The 18,672-nt window shown below is 46.2% G+C and carries 17 protein-coding genes; 9 read left to right on the forward strand and 8 right to left on the reverse strand.

Translation table 11 applies throughout. The features are described from left to right. Positions 1-119: 119 nt before the first annotated feature. From EGI32_RS06585 to EGI32_RS06600, 4 genes are all read left to right on the forward strand, one after another. Positions 120-845: a YoaK family protein gene (locus EGI32_RS06585; RefSeq protein WP_255154590.1), complete on the forward strand. Its 726-nt coding sequence runs from the start codon at positions 120-122 to the stop codon at positions 843-845. Between the two features lie 413 nt (positions 846-1,258). Then, the gene (locus EGI32_RS06590; protein WP_255154591.1) at positions 1,259-1,843 is read left to right on the forward strand and encodes a helix-turn-helix domain-containing protein; all 585 of its coding nucleotides are present in this window, start codon (positions 1,259-1,261) and stop codon (positions 1,841-1,843) included. Positions 1,844-2,027: 184 nt separating this feature from the next. Then, complete coding sequence (locus tag EGI32_RS06595; RefSeq protein ID WP_255154592.1) at positions 2,028-2,678, forward strand: DinB family protein; 651 nt, start codon at positions 2,028-2,030, stop codon at positions 2,676-2,678. 27 nt (positions 2,679-2,705) lie between these two features. Then, complete coding sequence (locus EGI32_RS06600) at positions 2,706-3,194, forward strand: YdeI/OmpD-associated family protein (RefSeq protein ID WP_255154593.1); 489 nt, start codon at positions 2,706-2,708, stop codon at positions 3,192-3,194. A gap of 284 nt (positions 3,195-3,478) precedes the next feature. Here the strand turns inward: EGI32_RS06600 and EGI32_RS06605 are convergent, their stop codons facing one another. From EGI32_RS06605 to EGI32_RS06615, 3 genes are all read right to left on the reverse strand, one after another. After that, entirely contained in the window at positions 3,479-4,069 is a 591-nt protein-coding gene (locus EGI32_RS06605) for a hypothetical protein (RefSeq protein WP_255154594.1), read from the reverse strand. A gap of 112 nt (positions 4,070-4,181) precedes the next feature. Next, positions 4,182-4,937 carry a superoxide dismutase gene (locus EGI32_RS06610; protein ID WP_255154595.1) on the reverse strand — a complete coding sequence of 252 codons (756 nt, stop codon included), beginning with the start codon at positions 4,935-4,937 and terminating at the stop codon, positions 4,182-4,184. 10 nt (positions 4,938-4,947) lie between these two features. Beyond that, positions 4,948-6,384, reverse strand: a complete 1,437-nt coding sequence (locus tag EGI32_RS06615; RefSeq protein WP_255154596.1) for an LptF/LptG family permease — start codon at positions 6,382-6,384, stop codon at positions 4,948-4,950. 42 nt (positions 6,385-6,426) lie between these two features. Between EGI32_RS06615 and EGI32_RS06620 the strand changes: the two genes are divergently transcribed. After that, positions 6,427-7,038 carry a hypothetical protein gene (locus EGI32_RS06620; protein ID WP_255154597.1) on the forward strand — a complete coding sequence of 204 codons (612 nt, stop codon included), beginning with the start codon at positions 6,427-6,429 and terminating at the stop codon, positions 7,036-7,038. 102 nt (positions 7,039-7,140) lie between these two features. On the opposite strand, the gene EGI32_RS06625 is transcribed toward EGI32_RS06620, so the two are convergent. Continuing rightward, positions 7,141-7,521: an START-like domain-containing protein gene (locus EGI32_RS06625; RefSeq protein ID WP_255154598.1), complete on the reverse strand. Its 381-nt coding sequence runs from the start codon at positions 7,519-7,521 to the stop codon at positions 7,141-7,143. A gap of 252 nt (positions 7,522-7,773) precedes the next feature. On the opposite strand from EGI32_RS06625, the gene EGI32_RS06630 reads away from it, so the two are divergent. Beyond that, positions 7,774-8,652, forward strand: a complete 879-nt coding sequence (locus EGI32_RS06630) for an RNA polymerase sigma factor RpoD/SigA (RefSeq protein ID WP_255154599.1) — start codon at positions 7,774-7,776, stop codon at positions 8,650-8,652. Positions 8,653-8,963: 311 nt separating this feature from the next. Here the strand turns inward: EGI32_RS06630 and EGI32_RS06635 are convergent, their stop codons facing one another. Beyond that, positions 8,964-10,169, reverse strand: coding sequence for a T9SS type A sorting domain-containing protein (locus EGI32_RS06635; protein ID WP_255154600.1), 1,206 nt, complete (start codon positions 10,167-10,169; stop codon positions 8,964-8,966). A 47-nt stretch (positions 10,170-10,216) separates the two neighbouring features. Continuing rightward, positions 10,217-11,836, reverse strand: a complete 1,620-nt coding sequence (locus EGI32_RS06640; RefSeq protein ID WP_255154601.1) for a dockerin type I domain-containing protein — start codon at positions 11,834-11,836, stop codon at positions 10,217-10,219. A 259-nt stretch (positions 11,837-12,095) separates the two neighbouring features. Here EGI32_RS06640 and odhB point away from each other — a divergent pair, with 259 nt between their 5' ends. The 3 genes from odhB (at position 12,096) to EGI32_RS06655 (ending at position 15,097) form a co-directional block, all read left to right on the forward strand. After that, entirely contained in the window at positions 12,096-13,328 is a 1,233-nt protein-coding gene (odhB, locus tag EGI32_RS06645) for a 2-oxoglutarate dehydrogenase complex dihydrolipoyllysine-residue succinyltransferase (protein WP_255154602.1), read from the forward strand. Between the two features lie 183 nt (positions 13,329-13,511). Continuing rightward, on the forward strand, positions 13,512-14,681 hold the full coding sequence (locus EGI32_RS06650) for an Fmu (Sun) domain-containing protein (protein WP_255154603.1): 1,170 nt from the start codon (positions 13,512-13,514) through the stop codon (positions 14,679-14,681). A gap of 41 nt (positions 14,682-14,722) precedes the next feature. Then, positions 14,723-15,097, forward strand: coding sequence for a YccF domain-containing protein (locus EGI32_RS06655; protein ID WP_255154604.1), 375 nt, complete (start codon positions 14,723-14,725; stop codon positions 15,095-15,097). A gap of 168 nt (positions 15,098-15,265) precedes the next feature. Here the strand turns inward: EGI32_RS06655 and EGI32_RS06660 are convergent, their stop codons facing one another. Both EGI32_RS06660 and EGI32_RS06665 read right to left on the reverse strand, forming a co-directional pair. Next, entirely contained in the window at positions 15,266-17,230 is a 1,965-nt protein-coding gene (locus EGI32_RS06660) for a S8 family peptidase (protein ID WP_255154605.1), read from the reverse strand. A gap of 153 nt (positions 17,231-17,383) precedes the next feature. After that, complete coding sequence (locus EGI32_RS06665) at positions 17,384-18,382, reverse strand: beta-ketoacyl-ACP synthase III (protein WP_255154606.1); 999 nt, start codon at positions 18,380-18,382, stop codon at positions 17,384-17,386. Between the last annotated feature and the right edge of the window lie 290 nt (positions 18,383-18,672).

Raw genomic sequence — 18,672 nt, forward strand, 5'->3', positions numbered from 1 at the left:
CCCCTCCTTCTTCCCGTCTTCCCGGCAAAATTTTTGTCGCCATGGATTGCAGCCCATGGTAATATTGAAGCATCCTCGCCGTTTGTGGCTTAACTTTAGGGCCAGAGAAAAATTACAAAATGTTCAGACATCAAGGTAAGACCCGGACTTTAAAACATAACCTGAGGATTGCTTCTTTATTATCTTTTGTAGCCGGAATTGTAAATGTGGCCGGTTTTTTTGCAGTTCAACGATTGACGACAAACGTAACGGGGCACTTTGCTTTTTTTGTAGACGAGGTTTTCAAGCTCAACTTCTGGCAGGGGTTTATTTATTTCCTCTATATCTTTTTCTTTTTCCTGGGCTCTTTTGTATCCAGCTTTCTCATAGAGATCATCTCCCGCAAAAGCGACCAGTATATTTATGTAGTGCCTGCTTCCATTGAATGCCTGATCTTATTAACCGTTGGCTTTTTGGGGCACAGGCTCATGCTCAGCAGCCCCGATGCCATTGCCTTCAGTTTACTTTTTGCCATGGGTTTGCAAAATTCACTGGTAACAACCATTTCCAACGCAAGTGTGCGAACAACGCACCTGACCGGGCTTTTTACCGACCTGGGTATCGAATTATCGCAGTTGTTTTTTTACAAAGAAGATCAGCAAAAGACCAGGTTGCTTTCCTCCATAAAATTGCGGTTGATCATCATCAGTTTCTTTTTTATCGGCGGAATTGTTGGCGGCATCTTATATTCAAAACTGGCCCTGTACTCTTTAATTTTTGCCGCAGCTGCCTTGCTATCCGGCCTCATCTACGACAATATAAAATTCAAACTGATCTTACTCAGAAGGAAACTCAAAAGTGGCTGAAAAAAAACGGTGAAGATTGGGCTCGTTTTCGACAATGTTATTTTGGAGCGGGCAATATATTTTGCCGGGCTTCCTGCGCCATAAATAATTTGTGCAGTTGCTGAGATCTTTCGATAATAAAGTAAAACTGCACAACAAAAATTTGTGCAGTTGCGGAAAAATTTTGATTAAAAATTAAAACTGCACAATTACAATTTGTGCAGTTTTTAATTTTTGATTCAAAAAAATAATTTCTGCACAAATATTTTTGTGCAGAAATTTTGTGCAGTTACTCAACTGCACAAATTTTTTGTGCAGTTGTTAAAAATAATTATCTGCACAAAATATTTCAGCATTATTATTAAATTGTGTGATAAGTCGTTGAAAATGCGGCTTTACCCTTAATCCCTTTATTACCGGCAAAACTATCTCACATGTTCCACCTTCGTCTCCTTCGCGATCAGATCCATCTTACCCAGGCCGAAATGGCCCGCGAACTCGGCCTCAAACTAAGTACGTACGCCATGATGGAGCGGGGCGACCGTAAAGTACCGCGGAAATTGTACCCCCTGGTAGACCAGCTGGCCGCCAGGTACAACATTACTTCGCAGGAGGTGAAACCCCTTAAGGCAGCCGAATCTCCCGCCATAGCCGAATTACGCGAAAAATATGAAAGTCAGTCAGCCATAGACATTAAGATGGAAGGCATTAAATGCGATGTTCAATTATACAAACTGGAGAAAGAGCTCAAAAAGATGAAGCAGGATTTTGAGATCGCCATGGAAGTGGTGAATGCGGCAGACAGCGAATTGCCATACCTCAAAGCCAATCCTAACCTCGGGTATGGATACGCTGCCGTGTATACGAGGAGAAAGAAAGCCATGGCCGTTATGGAACGCATTACCAAAAGGAACCCGCGGAAGATAGCGATGCAGATAATGGCGCTCAAACAGCAGCAACTGCTGCTGGAGCAGGCAAAGGACAAAGCGCCGGAATATTGGCTGGAGTTTAAAATTTGATTAACATTACTTATTAGTTTTAGAAAAAATTGACTCCACCATGAAAGGGTTCGTTTCCGGTTGGTAAAAACAGAACCTGTCTCAACCCACCCTTATAATTGTCCCGCCAACACCCGTTATTACAAATTTCAGAACAGTATCTTTAGCAGGCATCAAACCTTATTAAAAAATCAAATTTTTCAACATGAAAAAGATCATCATCCCCGTTCTGCTACTGGCTGCACAATTCAGTTTTCAACAGGTGTGTGCCCAGGAAAAAACTGCCACTGCTACCATAGCGTCTACTGTTCAGCTTACTGCTAAAGAAAAGGACGATGCCGTTAAACTTCTGTCCGAAACGGAAACAGGCGTTTTTAATTCGGTGAAAGGGTTGTCTGCTGCCCAGCTGGCATTCAAGCCCGCGGCAGATAAATGGAGCGTGGAAGAAGGTATCAAACACATTGCGGCAGCCGAAAAAAGTTTGTGGGCAATGGTAGACGATCTGCTCAAACAACCGGCTAATCCAGAAAAAAGGGCCGAGATAAAATTTACGGATGCCGATCTTGTCAAAGCGGTAGAAGACCGTTCGCATAAATCAAAAACATTCGCCATGCTGGAGCCGGCCAATTCTCCCTATAAAACTACGGAAGAAGCACTCGTCGCTTTCAAGGAAAACCGCGAAAAGCTGATTGACTTTATAAAGACCACCCAGCTCGATCTGCGCAATCATGTAGCGGTACTTCCTATCGGTACGTACGATGCCTACCAGTTCGTGCTGCTGATTGCGTCGCATAGCAACAGGCATACGCAACAGATAGAAGAAGTGAAAGCGAATGAGCAATTTCCAAAGAATTAAACTCCTTTGTATTTAACAAAGCCATCTATGCGCCCGTTAACCGACAAAAAATTTACCATTGAACGCCAGGCAACAAAAGGAGGCTGGCATTATGTAACCATAAAAGATATTCCTGCATCCCTTAAAACTTCACAGGGATTGGTAAGGGTAAAGGGGTTTATCGATACTTACGAGATCCGCCAGTTCAACCTGCTGCCCGTCAAAACCGGTGAAATGATGTTGGTGCTGAAAGCCGCTTTGCGAAAAGCGATCGGGAAAAAAGCGGGAGATGCAGTTCATGTAAAACTATTCCCCGACGAATCTGATGTGGACATACCGGAAGAGATCTACGATTCCTTACTGCAGTCTCCGGAGGCTTACGATTTCTTTTCAACGCTTAGTGAAAGCAACAAGAAGTATTATATCGACTGGATCAATGAAGCAAAAAGAGCGGATACAAAAGTGTCCAGGATAGTGAAAACGATCCGGCAACTGGAAAACAAAAAAAAGTTCTGGGACTGGCCAGCTAATGGCTAAATAAAGCCTCTCCGAGCGATGATTTTTCTAATTTTTTTCTAATGTAAACGTAACCTGTTTTGTTGGCAAAATTTTACCAAATCTCTTTGCATAATTCCCCCGCGTTCCTGTAAATTCGTGTCACGATTGCTTGTCAATTTATCAGCCTTTGCAGAGTTTCATCCCGGTATTATTGGGGATGTTATTTTGCGAAGGCTGAGTCAATTTAGGGCAATTACGAATTAAAAATTACGAATGTCGGAACGTGCCTGTGGCGCGTTCTTTTTTTGCCGGGTATTTATGATTCATTTACGTCTGGAATAAATTCCAAAATAAATTCCGAATATCAGCAGGTATAAAATAGTGATGGCAACGATCGACCATTTGATGATGGAAGCTATAAAAGTGATGGCTGCAGAGCCATCAGAAATATTTCCAGAAAGGCTTAGTAACATGCCCGTATTTTCTATAACGTCCAGGAAAGCGGAAACGATGACTGCCTTGCTAAGGAAAGTGCCTAAGAATGTGGTATGCCCTTGATTATTTAACCAGCGTACAGTTGCTTTGCAAAGCATGTAGAATAAGGCTGTGTAGAAGAGAATGAAAATAAAATCGTAGTAGGTATTTTGTTTGGCAGCTTTGATTTTAGCGCCGGTATGTCCAAAAACTGCGGCCATCGACCTGAATCCCCTCGCACGTCCTTCAGGATTTGCAAAGAAAGGAAAACCCCAAGCTGTCAATACTTCTTCTACTTCCGCTTTATTGCCCGCCAGTTCCAGCGCAATGATACCCGAAGGAGTTTCGGGAGTTTTCAAAGGCTTGCCGGTGATGGACATTACTACCACCATCACCAGCGTACCCAATATGATTATTATCCAGGATAATTTTGATCGCATAACCACGAATTAAAAGAATTTTCGCGAATTACACGAATTAACGGCATTTTTTACAAACCTCAAATTACCCTAACAACCTTCGAAGGTTTGACCATTCACCATTCACTATTCACTAAACCGCTGCGAAACGTTTTTCCACATACGCCCAGTTCACCACATTCCACCAGTTGTCGGCATAGTCGGCACGTTTGTTCTGGTATTTGAGGTAGTAAGCGTGTTCCCACACATCGAGGCCGAGTAACGGAAACCCTTTGATATCGCTCACATTCATCAAGGGGTTATCCTGGTTGGGGGTGCTGCCGATCTTCAGGGTTTTATCTGCCGCATCAACATACAGCCATGCCCATCCGCTGCCGAACCTGCCGGTGGCAGCCGCATTGAATTTTGTTTTGAAAGAAGCAAAGGAGGAGAATGATTTTTCTATCGCAGCCAGCAAAGCGCCGGAAGGTTTGTTGTCGTTGGTTTTGGGGCGCATGCTCTGCCAGAACATTTCGTGGTTGTAATGGCCACCGGCATTATTGCGCATCTTGGTGCTGTATTTTGATATGTTGGCCAGGATCGTTTCAACATTTGTACCTGCCGCCACGCCTTCCGCCTGCACGGCTTCTTTGAGCGCTTTGCTGTAAGCCGCGGCATGTTTGGTATAATGTATCTCCATCGTCATGGCGTCTATCACGTTTTCCAATGCATTGTATGCATAGGGCAGGGGCTGCTGATCGTAACCGGTAGAATAGGCCGGTGGCGCCGCCATTTTTTTACTGCCCGTGCAGGATTCGAGGAAGCTGCTGATGCCGATGGCGCCTACAGTTAATGCGATAGTGCCTTTAGCGGTACTGCCGATAAAATTTCTTCTGTTGATGTTGCTCATAAAAATGTTTTTAAATAGAAGAAGCGGAGGCCTTCTTTTTTGTAAAAAATCCTTTTACCCTTTTAAATGCCCTGTTGTAAAGTTCTTTATTGAACAGCTGCGAATCGTGCATGGCCTTATACGTAAGGAACACACCTATGGGCGCAAGTACGATTATAGCCAACCACATGCCAATTGCAGGCGACAGGAGGCCTTCTTTCACGAATTTTTCTCCAAACATATTCAGCAGGTGAAAGATGAGGAAGAAGATGATGGCCACGATCAATGGCATACCCAGCCCGCCTTTGCGGATAATGGAGCCCAGCGGCGCACCGATGAAGAAGAGGATCAGGCAGGCCAGCGACAAAGAGAATTTGCGGTGCCACTCGATACGCCCTGAGCGGATATTTTTTTGCCGGGCCGATATTTCCGTTCCGGAATACTGGATGGTGCTTTTCATCATTTCCGCTACACCCAGCGCTTTGTCTTTTACCAGGCGTTCCGCCGAATCGGGCACCAGCTTCGCTGAAGGCTTTGCGGCAGGCGTAGCTTTCCAGATGCTGTCGCTCACATTGGTGAAATGCAGGTTGCCGTTCAGTATCACGGTCATATTTTTTAACAGGGTATCTGTCAAACGGTCAAGCGAGTCGATGCTTTTGTTGAGCTGGCGTGCACTCAGCATTTTGAGATCGTTTTTGAAAACACTATCAGGAGTACTTTGCTGCTGCAGTATACTGAGGTCAAATAGTTTTTTGAATTCTTTGAAACCTACACGGATGAAGTCTGTGGCGGTATCGTAAACATTTCCCCTTTCTTCGTACCGGTAACCATTCTTCAGGTTGAATTCAAGGAATTTTTTATCGTCGGAAATTTTCATCACACCCGATTCGGCAATGATGCTGTTGTTCTGGACAGGATTGGTGTAAGGATTTTCGTAGATCAGTACATTGCGGATCGTTTTACCGTCCGGATCTTTTTTGCCCACTTTTATGGCGTAACCGGGTATATGGGTAAAAAATACCCCTTCCTTCAGATCGAACGCCGGCTTCTTGTAAAAGATATCGTGGTAGAGCGTAGCGAATTTCAACTGGGAATAAGGGATCACATAATTGGCAAAAAGAAACGTGATGCTGCAAAGTAATATAGCGATCCACATCAGCGGCCGCATGAAACGCAACAGAGAAATGCCCGCTGATTTGATGGCCACCAACTCAAAGCTTTCGCCCAGGTTACCAAAGGTCATGATGGAAGAAATAAGGATGGCGATGGGCATGGCGAGTGTGAGCAACGATGCGCTGGCGTACCAGAGAAACTGCCCGATGGTGATAAGATCGAGTCCTTTACCGATCAGGTCATCAATGTATTTCCAGAGGATCTGCATCATCAATACAAATACCGCGATAAAAAACGTGATGATGAATGGCCCTAAAAAAGATTTAATAATCAGTTTATCTAATTTCTTGATCATTTGCTCGCTAACTCATTTTTCTTATGTTATTTTTGGTAACATATGGATGATGCTGCAAAAATAACACTTTCTGAAGCGGAACTTGATAAAGTCTGTGATAAGGAATGGATTTTAACGAAACAACGCATTACTGAAAAAGTGTATGATCTCCTCGGCCTCCACGCGGCGGCCGTCAGGCAGGCTTTTGCCGCACACGGCGATTTTTTTGGCGCTGAGATCACCGGCTCCTTTCCGAAGATATCCAAAGGGGAAAATTACCTGCAGATGCCGTATGTGATGCTGGATTACCCGTCGGTTTTTGGCCGCGACCATATTTTTGCGCTCCGTACGATGTTCTGGTGGGGGAATTTCTTCAGCTGTACGCTGCTGCTGAAAGGGCATTATGCAGACACGTTCCGCGAAAGTATCATCCATAATTTACAAAAAGGATCGTCGGGCATTTACATCTGCATCGGCCACAATGAATGGGATCATCATTTTGAAGCGGGTAATTATGTGCCTGCATCGGAATACAACATGGAAGAACTGGGGAACAGATCGTTCATCAAGCTTGCCATAAAGTATGATCTGGAAAAGTGGAATGAGATGAGGTGGTTGCTGGAAGAAGGTGCTATGCGCCTTGCCGGATTAATGATATCACCTGCGGTGATATAGAACGGAACGCAGATCATTATGATCTTTAGGATGAACACAGATAAATCCTAAAAGATCATAACCATCATAATCATCTGCGTTGCTTTTTTATCGCGAAGCGAACTAGCTTCCCAACCGGTGAAACAGATCCTTCACCTGGTACTCCCACAACTGGCTCTGGTCCTTGATATCTTTCTTTTCTGCAAAATCCTTGATGATCAAAATCGTCTGGTTGGTTACTTCAGAGCGGTCTATCGCGAATTCAAAATATTCGCCTTTGGGGGCATGCTCCCAATGAAAACGTATGAATTTATCTTCTTCCTGTTCCACCATATTTGCCGTCTCTTCGGTGCCATTCCAGCCAAAAGTGAAAACCCCGTCGCGTTCGTCTACATGATCAGCAAACCATTCCTGCAAACCCGATGGCTGACTTAAAAATTCAAATAAAATCCCTGGAGAACAACGTACCGGGTATTCCAGTGTGTATAAAACTTTTTTACTCATTCTATTTTTTTAATCGTTCAATTGAACAGTGCAATTATAGAAAAAATATTAACCTGACAAAATTTTTAGCGGCTTATTTTGAAACAATTCAAAAATAGGCTGCTTTTAAGTGCAGACAAGGCTTTCAAAAGATGCGTTTACAAAAAAATATTTTAGGAAACATATAATAATTAGATTAAATTACGTTAGTATCTAATATCTTATAAAAATGTTAACGATACAAACCTTTACTACAACTAAAATTGCCAGCTTATGAGTATGCGCCAGCTGAAAATAACGAAATCGATTACCAACCGTGAAAGCCAGAGCCTCGAGAAATATTTACAGGAGATCGGAAAAGTGGAGCTCATTTCACCTGAAGAAGAAGTAAAACTCGCATTACTCATCAGGAAGGGTGACCAGGCAGCCCTCGATAAGCTGACGAAAGCCAATCTTCGTTTCGTGGTATCTGTTGCAAAACAATACCAGAACCAGGGGCTTACTCTTCCGGACCTGATCAATGAAGGCAATCTCGGCCTCATCAAGGCGGCACAACGTTTCGATGAAACCAGGGGGTTCAAATTTATCTCTTATGCCGTATGGTGGATCAGGCAAAGCATATTGCAGGCATTGGCAGAGCAGTCAAGAATTGTTCGCCTGCCGCTGAATAAGGTAGGGCTTACCAACCGCATCAGCAAAGCGTATTCTCAACTCGAACAGGAATTTGAACGGGAACCAACAGCCGACGAACTGGCTACATTCCTGGATATAGATGTAGAAGAAGTAGCGGCTACCATGAGTGTAGCGGCCCGCCACGTAAGCATGGATCAGCCCATGGGCGACGGCGATGATACCAGTACGCTGGCCGACATCCTCATTAACCACAACGCAGTAAGTACCGACAACGACCTTGCCGTCCGCGTTTCTTTAAATACAGAGATCGCCCGTTCGCTCAGCACCCTTACCGAAAGGCAGAAGGAAGTGATCTGTTATTTCTTCGGCCTCGGCATCGATCATCCGCTGAGCCTGGAAGATATAGGAGAACGCTTTTCGCTTACCCGCGAAAGGGTGAGGCAGATCAAAGACAAAGCCATCACCAAGTTAAGGACCACTTCAAAATGTAACCTGCTCCGTAGTTATCTCGGATCATGATTTTTTTCATAGGCGTTTATTTTTCTTTTGATTGCCGCTTACGCGGCAATTTTTTTTAGAACCACAGAGTTGCACAGAGTTTTTTCACAGAGGTTCACCGAGTAGGAACGTGCCTGCGGCGCGTTCATAATAAAACATGCCTGCGGTGCGTTTAATTATAAAACATGCCTGTAGCGTGTTCATTATAAAACGTGCCTGCGGCGCAATCCTCTGTGTTTCTCTGTACCCTCCCTTCCTCTGTTGTTCAAAAAAAAGCCCCGCCCAAATGAGCGGAGCCTTATAAGTATGAAGAAGAGAATCTTGAGCCGGTATTACCTGGCTATTACAAATTTCTGATTGATATAAACGGATGGATCGCTGCTTACGAGTATGTATTCGCCGGCCGGTAGCGTATGTACATCCAGCAGGACGTTGTTGCTGCCCGCATTGATGATAGTATTCGACTGCCTCAACACGATCCTTCCTGTAGCATCTATCACGTTCAGGTTGGTGCGTGCCGCACGGGATGATCTGATCGCTACCGTCAGCCTGTCTTTTGCAGGGATCGGGTACAATAACACATTGATCGATTTCGCTTCGCAACTGCTGCGTTTGATATCGGTGTAAGTCGCACGACCGTTCAGGTCAACCTGCCTGATACGATAAGCCGCAGCTCCTGCTTCCAGGTCGAGGTATTGATAATTTTGCTGTATAGCGCTGCTGCCTGCTGCCGGAGTTCTGCCGATAGCTTTCCAGTCTGTACCGGATCCGTTGGCGCTTTTTTCCACTTCAAAATAATTGCTGTTGTATTCAACCGAAGTGCTCCAGGTAAGGGCTGTACCCCTGTCGGAACATTTTACATCATACCTGGAGAAAGTTACCGGTACAGGGCCTGTTACCAGTGGAAGCGGTGAAGTATACGTCAATGAATTTACTACATATTCGCCGCCCGGCACATCGGACAGGGCATAACTGCCAAACGCGATCCCTGCCGGTACATTTGGCGACACACCGCTGGAGTTGAGTGCTACATATCCGCCATGAGGGGCGCTTGAACCCAATGACCATAATGTTACCGTGAAGAGGTCTACCCAGGTAGTGCTCAGATCAAACACGCCGCCATCAAAACTTCCTGAAGACCTGCGGTTGAATGTTTCTCCGCCGGTGCTGAAGTTTACAGTTCCGCTGCATTGATCAACGTTATTATAGGTAAATCCAAGTCCCGCGAGTACCGGGTTTACGGTCACATTCGATGGAGGGGGGACCGACAAGCCGCAGTTGATACCTGTTGGCAGCATCGCGTTAGCCGTTTGCCAGCACCAGCCTACGGAGATGCCGCTCACCTGTGTGATGGTGCCGCTGGTAGTATGCACCTGCAGCGTAAAGCTAACCGTGCCAGTTGCAGGACCGGCACCATCCGGGTCTACCGGGTTGTAAACCGGGTTGGCAAGTCGCCATTCGCACACCTGTGCGGAAGAACTGATGGCTTTTACCGACAGCAAAAACACGACCGCGACAACCTTATATATGTGTAACATTCTTTTCATAAAAATTTAGTGGGGGTTTATTTTCTTTCTCAATGATTTTATTCCGTGATCGGATCAGGCAGGTTTGTTTTGATAGTGGCAGCCCTTGCGCCCGAACCAGCTCCTGAAGCCGCGATGGTAGCTTTGGTTACCGTGTTATCTGCCGCGTTGATGATACCATTCATATTGATATCGCTGAAACGGTAGCCTGACTGTGATGCCGCGATATCCACTTTTATCAGGTTATTATCAGAAGCGTTCACAAAACCATTCCTGTTTACATCGCCCGGCCACAGGCCATATTTGCCGGTAGCCCCTGCAAGTAATACTACAGGATTAGCCGTGTTGCCGACAGGTTTATAGGAGTTGGCAACTGCCGAAAAATCATTGGCGAAAGTACCGGCCGCGTTCGATGGAATAGAATTGCTGATAACACCGAGGTGATTGCGGTGGCGGACCACTACAAATGCTGCCCCTTGTTTGTTGATGTCGAAGCTGATAGGAGTAATGCCGTCGGTGTTTACAATGCTTCCGTCGTTTAATATGAAACCAACTTTGCTGCCGATGATGGTGGTATTGATAGCATCTTCCGGAAGGTTGGTAGCTGGTTTGCGCAATTCAACCAGTATCCAGTCTACCACATTCGCATTCGGAATAGCACCTACGCCGTCATTGGTGGGATAGTTGAAGGGGATAACGCCGAAATAAGGATTGGTCAATGGCAGAAGGCCATTTGTATTTAAAGTGGTGTTCATGGCGGTAGTACCGTTCCATGCACCTCTCAGGTTTGCATTTACATTAAAAACATAACGGGCATCGGCCAGTTTCCACTCGTTGCCAAGGTCTGCAGCCGCTATGGAAGTGGTAGCTACAAAATTAGCCGAACCATCCCGCAGGTTAGTCGCTGCTGATCTCCATTCGCCGCTTACCAGCTGCCATGGGGCCAGCGTGGGTTCAAGATTGGTATTCAGTTCGGCATCCTGGTAAGCAAAGCGCACATCCGTATTGAACCCGCTTCCGCCTGTCTGGGTAAAAGCGAATTTCCTTTTCACTTCCCTTTCGGCTTGTGCAGGATCGCTGTTTGGCAACATGGTCACTGTGAAATCTGTTGGTGCGGTGCCCGAATTGGTGGCTACCAGCATATTGGTCTGGTTGAAAACAGCGGTACTGTTATTTGTCCAGGAAGTCCTCCTTACTTTCCCGGTGATCTCACGTCCTGCTGTGTAGTTGAACACGGCAGAAACCGGCGCTGAAAAAAGATAAGTGGGGTTGTTGACCGGGTCGGTAGAAAAACTTCCCGAAGTATAATCCAGCTTTTTGCCCAGCAAAGTTGTTCCCGAAAGGGTAACTGTATTGGCATTGGAAGACTTGCTGATGATGAGATAGTTGATGGTGGAAGCCCCGCCTTTGAGCAGCACATTACCGGTTCCGGAAAGGATCAGGGAGTCTTCGGCAGCAACGGAACTATATGTGGCATTGTTGATGAAACTGCCTTGTACTTCCAGTTTGCCGTCGTTGCTGATGGTACCGCTGGAATTGTTTTGTACATCGCCGGCCACAAAAACCACCGCACCCGGCTGGATCTTGATGGAAGCGCCATTGTTGTAAAGCTGTGCCTGGCTCCGTACGGATGATAGTGAAGCCAGTAACAGTAAAGGCAGTAGATTTTTATATCGCATATTTTTTATATTATCTGGTATCGGTTGGCATAAAAGTACGTGTAAACCGTTCTTATGGATGCTGTTCGTTTATCCAACGGTGGTTTTTGGTTAGTATATGGGGATTTCAGGTGAATGTTCTGAGGCGTAAAAATAGGAACTAAATCCCATCCTGATATACCACATATGGGGTATATTTTTATTATAGGGATTTTTAAAATTACTAGCCTGATAATCCCTTTTTTATCCGAAATTTGCCCGTACAAAAAATAAACTCTTAATGGCTATAGAAATAAAAGTTCCTACAGTAGGAGAAAGCATTAGTGAAGTAACACTGGTAAAATGGTTGAAAAAGGAAGGCGAATGGGCCGACCGGGATGAGGTGATTGCAGAACTTGAAAGCGAAAAAGCCACTTTTGAAATAAATGCCGAACAGGCCGGCGCGGTGCACCAGGTAGCAAAGGAAAACGATACGCTCGCTATCGGCGACCTCGTTTGCACCATCGATACCGAAGCGGAAAAACCGGCGTCAGCTGCTCCTGCAGCCGAAAAAGCCCCCGAAGCGTCTAAGCCGGAAGCCCCTAAAGCGGAAGCTCCCAAACAGGAAGCTAAAGCAGCCCCTGCTACGGATGTAAAAGCTACACCGGTAGCTGCCGCCATCATCGCGGATAAAAAAGTTGACAGCAAAAATATTACGCCCACCGGCAGCAATGGTAAAATAGTGAAGCAGGATGTGCTGGAATTGCTCAACAACCCCGGCCGTAAACCAGGCACTGAGTTATTCGGCCGTACCGACAGGCCGGAAAAAATGAGCAATCTCCGCAAAACTATCAGCCGCAGGCTGGTGGAAGCAAAAAATACCACCGCCATGCTCACTACGTTCAACGAAGTGGATATGGGGCCGATCATGGAGATCAGGAAAAAACACAAGGATAAGTTCAAGGAAGTGCATGGGGTAAACCTTGGCTTCATGAGCTTTTTTACGAAAGCATGTTGTTATGCCTTGCAACAATTTCCTTCGGTTAATGCCTACATCGACGGGGAAAACATCATTTACCACGATTACTGCGATGTTTCCATAGCGGTGAGTGCGCCAAAAGGACTGGTAGTGCCGGTGATACGCAATGCGGAAAGCCTCAGCATGGCAGGAATAGAAAGCGCTGTGGTAGACCTGGCCACAAAAGCAAAGAACAACAAACTGACCATCGAAGAAATGACCGGTGGTACCTTTACCATCACCAATGGCGGTATTTTCGGCAGTATGATGAGCACACCGATCATCAACATTCCGCAGAGCGCTATCCTGGGTATGCACAATATCGTGGAGCGCCCGATGGCCGTCAACGGGCAGGTGGTGATCAAACCGATGATGTATGTGGCCCTGAGCTACGATCACCGGATCATCGACGGCAGGGAATCGGTAGGCTTCCTGGTAACGGTGAAGAACCTGCTGGAAAACCCGGCGTTGCTGTTGTTTGGAAAAGACCCGGTGAGCACGTTGCTGGAACTATAAATTTTATTACACGAATTTTTTCGAATTACACGGATTACACGAATTATAAAACCCGCCAATGGCGGGTTTATTATTGACTTTCCACCTCTAAATTATTGAATCGTGAATTCATGTTTTAAACTTGTTTCTTCATAATCAATTCGTGTAATTCGTGTAATTCGCTTTAATTCGTGTAATATAAAAATGAGTAAATACCACTCCCACATATCATCCGCTCAAAAGATCACCGATGCTTACAAAGGCGAAGAACCTTTTGTGCATTTTATCCGGAAATATTTTGCCGCCAATAAAAAATACGGTTCCAAAGACCGCAAAGCCGTTGCAGCGATATGTTACGATCATTTCCGAACGGCTACTGCATTAAAGGAAAGATCAAGGGATGACCAGTTCATACTGGCAGTTTTTTTATGCGAACAGCAGCACAGCGAATTGCTGGCTTTCTTTTATCCTGAGCTGAATGAAAAGATCGGTTTGCCTGTGGAAGAAAAGATCGGTTTGCTGAACATCGATGCGCAACAATTATTTCCTTTTCATGAGCAGCTTTCGCCCGAACTGGATGAACCATTATTTTCGCGTTCGTTTCTTCAGCAACCGAAATTGTTCATTCGCCTGCGGCCAGGCCGGGAGCAGGTGGTAAAAGACAAATTCAAGGAGGCCGGGATCATATTTGAAGAGATCAATACAAATTCGCTGGCGTTGAAAAATGCGACTTCATTGGAAGAGATCATCAGCATCAACCGGGACGCCGTCATACAGGATCTCAACTCGCAGCATGTACTGGATTACCTGGATGAACATACCGCTGATCTCCCTGCCGGGAAAAAAACGCCTGCCTGGGATTGTTGCGCCGCCAGCGGCGGTAAAGCGATCCTGCTGCATGATAAACTGAAAGGAAAAGTTCAGCTAACGGTTTCGGATATACGAAAATCGATCCTGCATAATTGCGAAAAAAGATTGCAGCAGGCGAGGGTGGATATCTACCGGTCTTTTGTGGCGGACCTCACGCAAAAGAACGACGGGCAATTGCCCGAAGATTTTCCCATCATCGTATGCGATGCGCCGTGTACCGGCAGCGGCACCTGGGGCAGAACACCGGAACAACTTTTTTTCTTCCACGAAAAAACGATCGGCGAATATGCACAAAAGCAACAGACAATTGCGGCTGCCGCATTACAGCATTTACAACCCGGCGGGTTATTCTTTTATATCACCTGCTCTGTTTTTGAAAAAGAAAATGAAGGGGTGGTGAAATTTCTTCAGGAAAAAAAGGGCGTTAAATTGCTACAGGCAAAATATTATAAGGGATACGAAAAGCAGGCGGATACGATGTTTGCGGCAGTGTTCACGAGGTGAATGGTGAATGGTGAAATCTTTGAGGTTTAAAATAATCTACCATGAATTTTATCGGCAATATTTTATGGATCATCTTCGGCGGTTTCTTCGCATGCCTCGGATATTTTATCGGCGGACTGGTGCTTTGTGCCACCGTGGTTGGAATACCATTTGGGTTGCAATGTTTCAAACTCGCGATAACGGTATTGGCGCCATTCGGCACACGCATAGAATATAAACCATCGAGTGGCGGATGCCTCACGCTTTTGCTGAATATCGTCTGGTTACTTTGCGGCGGATTGGCCACTGCATTGAATCATATTGTCTGGGGAGTATTGCTGGCCATCACCATCATTGGATTACCCTTTGCAAGGCAGCATTTCAAACTAATAGAAATATCGTTGATGCCCTTTGGGAAAAAACTGGTGAATGAGTGAATGGGTGAATGGGTGAATAGCGAATAGTCAATAGTTAAACCTTTGGAGTTTCCGCCACATTACAGTAGACAGTCATTATGAAGAGATAGCTTTGCTTGGTGCCTCGCAATGGCTGCTATGAAAAATTCGTGTAATTCGTGTAATTCGAAAAATTCGTGTAATAAAAAACTACCGCATCACCTGCTTCACCACTTCCCGTTTGCCATCCACAAACACCGTTACAAAATAAATACCCCTGCTCATTCCCGCCATTGGCACGGCTTGTACATTGTACCCTGCAGGCTGCTGAAAGGTTTTGGTGAATACTTTCTGACCCAGGGCATTGGTTACCACGATATCCATTTTGGCGGCAGTTGTCCGTTCAATGTTGATGAAAAGATCGTTGGCCACCGGGTTTGGCCCCATGCTGATATTATTCGCCGAAGGCAGGCAACTCTGGATATAATTCACCGTCATCGAATCGAGGTAGAAAGTAGTATCGGTGCCGATCGTCATTTTAATCCTGTATTTCACGCCGCCATAAGCGGAGAAGGAAAGGTCGTCCGTAAAATCGTAATCACGTTTGGCAAAAGCACCTTCGCCATTGAAAGTTTTTATGCTTGAGTATGTGTTTTCGTTGACAGATCTGCGTTCAATTTCCACCATCATATCAGCGCCGGTCTTTACCGAAAAAGAAACGCCGGTCTTGCAGCTGTTGAGGGAAATATTCTGTGTGTATAATTTTTTGATCAGCAACACGAATGCTTTTTTCATATCCGGGATACCGTATCCCATCCTGTTGTCGGGGGTAGTGGCTCTCGTAGCAGATCTTTGCGTAGCATCAATGACCGCCATGTTGTTCACTTCCGGGAAAGCCTGCCAGAGGCAGGTAACCAATCCGGCCATATTCGGGCAGGCATAAGAAGTACCAAAGCCGAGCTCAGGGAGGCCGGTAAAAGAATTGGCCACATACGCGGGAGAACCCACGGCAGCCACCGAAGGCTTCACCTGTCCATCGCTGCTGGGGCCGTAAGCGCTGAAACTGCCTACAATACCCGTTGTATCTACGGCGCCAACACTCAAAACGCTGTCGGCATCTGAAGGAGTGATCAGTTGGTTCCACGTAGGATCGTTACCTGTGTTGCCGGCGGCAATTACCACCAGCATTCCCTTGCGGGCCGCCATATCGGCTCCGCGTGCGCTGATGGAAGTGTTGCCGTTCATGTCGGCATAAGTATAATCCAGGGCTGGGTTGTCAAAACGATTATATCCCAGGGAAGTGGAAGATACGGGCACGCCGAGGCTATCGGCCCGTTCCATACCGGCTACCCAGTTTTGTTCTTCAATAGGGTATTCGCTGAAAACGTCTTCTGTGCGATAAAGGTAAAATGAAGTCTTTGGGGCCGTTCCCACCAACACGCCCGGTATGTTTGCGGCGATGGTGCTCAGGCATTTCATCCCGTGATCATAATCTTCATCCACACTGGCTTCGTTGTTCACAAAATCCCAGGTGCCTAAGATCTGGTTGTTCAACCTTACACTGTCGAAAGTGGGTAAGCTGAGGTAATGAAAAAATCCGGCATCCAGTACGGCCATCTGCATCCCTTCGCCTTTGAACCCATGATCGTGGAGGAAACTGCCCTGGTGTATTTTTACCTGTCCATTGCTTTTGCCATAATTGATGATGCTTTCAACAAAATCTTCCGGCCCGGGAGACGGGGGAGGATTACCCTGGGTAAGATCAGCGTCCAGTTTTTTATTGACCGGCACGATCGTTTCGCCCGCAAAAGAACCAACCGGCGAGGCTGCAATGACAAAAGGAAATGAATTGATCTTCGCGAGCGCTGCCGCATCGGTAGTGCGGATAGCCACCTGGTTCAGCCATTTGGATGTATTCAGGATCGTCACATTGCCCGCCAGGCGGATGCTGTCGATGTAACGTGGCGTAACGGGGAGATCGGTACTGTCGATGGCGACATTATATTTCGTGCGGCGGTCCACCGCTTTCTGTGAAAGATATTGCACCGGGTTCGCCAGCGTGTAAGGATTGGTCCCTTTATCTTTCAGGCGGATGATGTAGCGGGAGTATTGGGCGTTCGTCTGCTGCTGAAAGAATAAGAGCAGAATGGAAAATATGGCCAGAATTTTATTCATTGGAACATTGTTATTACAGCTAAACGATAAAATCCGTGAAGTATTTTTAAAACGGATAATTGATAATGGATAATGGATAATGTTTTCTTCTCGAAAGTTGTTCCACTACTACTGAAGTAATTTCCGGTAGTAAGCATTATCCATTATCCATTATCAATTGGTATCATACGCCCATTTCACCCACGTAGCGCCCCAGGTAAATCCTCCGCCAAAAGAAGCCAGGATGATATTATCGCCTTTTTTCAATTGTTTTTCCCAGTCCCACAGGCAAAGCGGCAATGTGCCCGCGGTGGTATTACCGTATTTCTGGATGTTGATCATCACTTTTTCTTTCGGCAGGTCCATCCGGTTGGCGGTGGCATCAATGATGCGCAGGTTAGCCTGGTGCGGCACCAGCCAGGCAACATCATCGGCGGTGAGGTTGTTGCGCTGCAGCAATTCATAACTCACATCGGCCATGCCTTTTACGGCAAATTTGAAAACGGCCTGTCCTTCCTGGTATACAAAATGTTCTTTTGCTAAAACGGTTTCTACGGTTGCCGGTTTCACCGAGCCGCCTGCTTTCATGTGCAGGTGTTTGGCACCGCTGCCATCGCTGCGCAGGATGCTGTCGAGTATACCATCGCCGTCTTCGCTTGGTTCGAGCAGCACTGCGCCGGCACCGTCGCCAAAGATGATGCAGGTGGTACGGTCGCTGTAATCGATGATGCTGCTCATTTTATCTACCCCAACCACGATCACTTTTTTGAAGCGGCCGCTTTCGATATAGGTTGCGCCGGTGGTCAATGCAAAGAGAAAGCCCGAGCAGGCGGCGCTGATATCATAACTGAACGCGTTGGTGATGCCTGCCTTATCGGCAATGAGGTTGGCAGTAGCCGGGAAAACCATATCCGGGGTAACGGTTGCGCAGATCACGCAGTCGATCTCATCCGGGGATATATTTTTTTTCCTTAATATTTCTTTCACCGCTTCTACCCCCATATCGCTGCTTCCGAGGCCTTCGCCTTTCAGAATCCTTCTTTCTTCAATGCCGGTCCTGGTCCTGATCCACTCGTCGGTGGTCTCTATCATGGTTTCAAGTTCCTTGTTGGTAAGCCTGTGTTCCGGCACATAACCCCCTACAGAAGTGATGGCGGCAGTAATTTTTCCCATTGATTCGTGTTGTTTTGATGATTGGTCTGCTGCAAAATTAATGGAAAAATGCCGATGCTGGATGCCGGAGGGCAGATACTGCATTCTGGTGGCTGGATGCCGGAAGTTTATACCGATTGTGTTTCGCTAAGTTCTATTATACGATATTCGTATAGACTTCTGCAAGCCCGGGCTGACAGATAAGGCGGAATCCGACATCCAGCATCCAGCAACCAGCTCCCAAAACAAATATCCCCACTAACGCCCTCAGCTAACAAAATATCCTTATTTTCGCTACTTGACAGATTAGG

The organism is Ferruginibacter sp. HRS2-29, from assembly GCF_024343615.1.
Classification (GTDB): Bacteria; Bacteroidota; Bacteroidia; order Chitinophagales; family Chitinophagaceae; genus Ferruginibacter.

Excerpts from the sequence above, each read along its gene's own strand:
- EGI32_RS06585 (WP_255154590.1), top strand. The coding sequence starts at position 120 with ATGTTCAGACATCAAGGTAAGACCCGGACTTTAAAACATAACCTGAGG.
- EGI32_RS06590 (WP_255154591.1), top strand. The coding sequence starts at position 1,259 with ATGTTCCACCTTCGTCTCCTTCGCGATCAGATCCATCTTACCCAGGCC.
- EGI32_RS06595 (WP_255154592.1), top strand. The coding sequence starts at position 2,028 with ATGAAAAAGATCATCATCCCCGTTCTGCTACTGGCTGCACAATTCAGT.
- EGI32_RS06600 (WP_255154593.1), top strand. The coding sequence starts at position 2,706 with ATGCGCCCGTTAACCGACAAAAAATTTACCATTGAACGCCAGGCAACA.
- EGI32_RS06605 (WP_255154594.1), bottom strand. The coding sequence starts at position 4,069 with ATGCGATCAAAATTATCCTGGATAATAATCATATTGGGTACGCTGGTG.
- EGI32_RS06610 (WP_255154595.1), bottom strand. The coding sequence starts at position 4,937 with ATGAGCAACATCAACAGAAGAAATTTTATCGGCAGTACCGCTAAAGGC.
- EGI32_RS06615 (WP_255154596.1), bottom strand. The coding sequence starts at position 6,384 with ATGATCAAGAAATTAGATAAACTGATTATTAAATCTTTTTTAGGGCCA.
- EGI32_RS06620 (WP_255154597.1), top strand. The coding sequence starts at position 6,427 with ATGGATGATGCTGCAAAAATAACACTTTCTGAAGCGGAACTTGATAAA.
- EGI32_RS06625 (WP_255154598.1), bottom strand. The coding sequence starts at position 7,521 with ATGAGTAAAAAAGTTTTATACACACTGGAATACCCGGTACGTTGTTCT.
- EGI32_RS06630 (WP_255154599.1), top strand. The coding sequence starts at position 7,774 with ATGAGTATGCGCCAGCTGAAAATAACGAAATCGATTACCAACCGTGAA.
- EGI32_RS06635 (WP_255154600.1), bottom strand. The coding sequence starts at position 10,169 with ATGTTACACATATATAAGGTTGTCGCGGTCGTGTTTTTGCTGTCGGTA.
- EGI32_RS06640 (WP_255154601.1), bottom strand. The coding sequence starts at position 11,836 with ATGCGATATAAAAATCTACTGCCTTTACTGTTACTGGCTTCACTATCA.
- odhB (WP_255154602.1), top strand. The coding sequence starts at position 12,096 with ATGGCTATAGAAATAAAAGTTCCTACAGTAGGAGAAAGCATTAGTGAA.
- EGI32_RS06650 (WP_255154603.1), top strand. The coding sequence starts at position 13,512 with ATGAGTAAATACCACTCCCACATATCATCCGCTCAAAAGATCACCGAT.
- EGI32_RS06655 (WP_255154604.1), top strand. The coding sequence starts at position 14,723 with ATGAATTTTATCGGCAATATTTTATGGATCATCTTCGGCGGTTTCTTC.
- EGI32_RS06660 (WP_255154605.1), bottom strand. The coding sequence starts at position 17,230 with ATGAATAAAATTCTGGCCATATTTTCCATTCTGCTCTTATTCTTTCAG.
- EGI32_RS06665 (WP_255154606.1), bottom strand. The coding sequence starts at position 18,382 with ATGGGAAAAATTACTGCCGCCATCACTTCTGTAGGGGGTTATGTGCCG.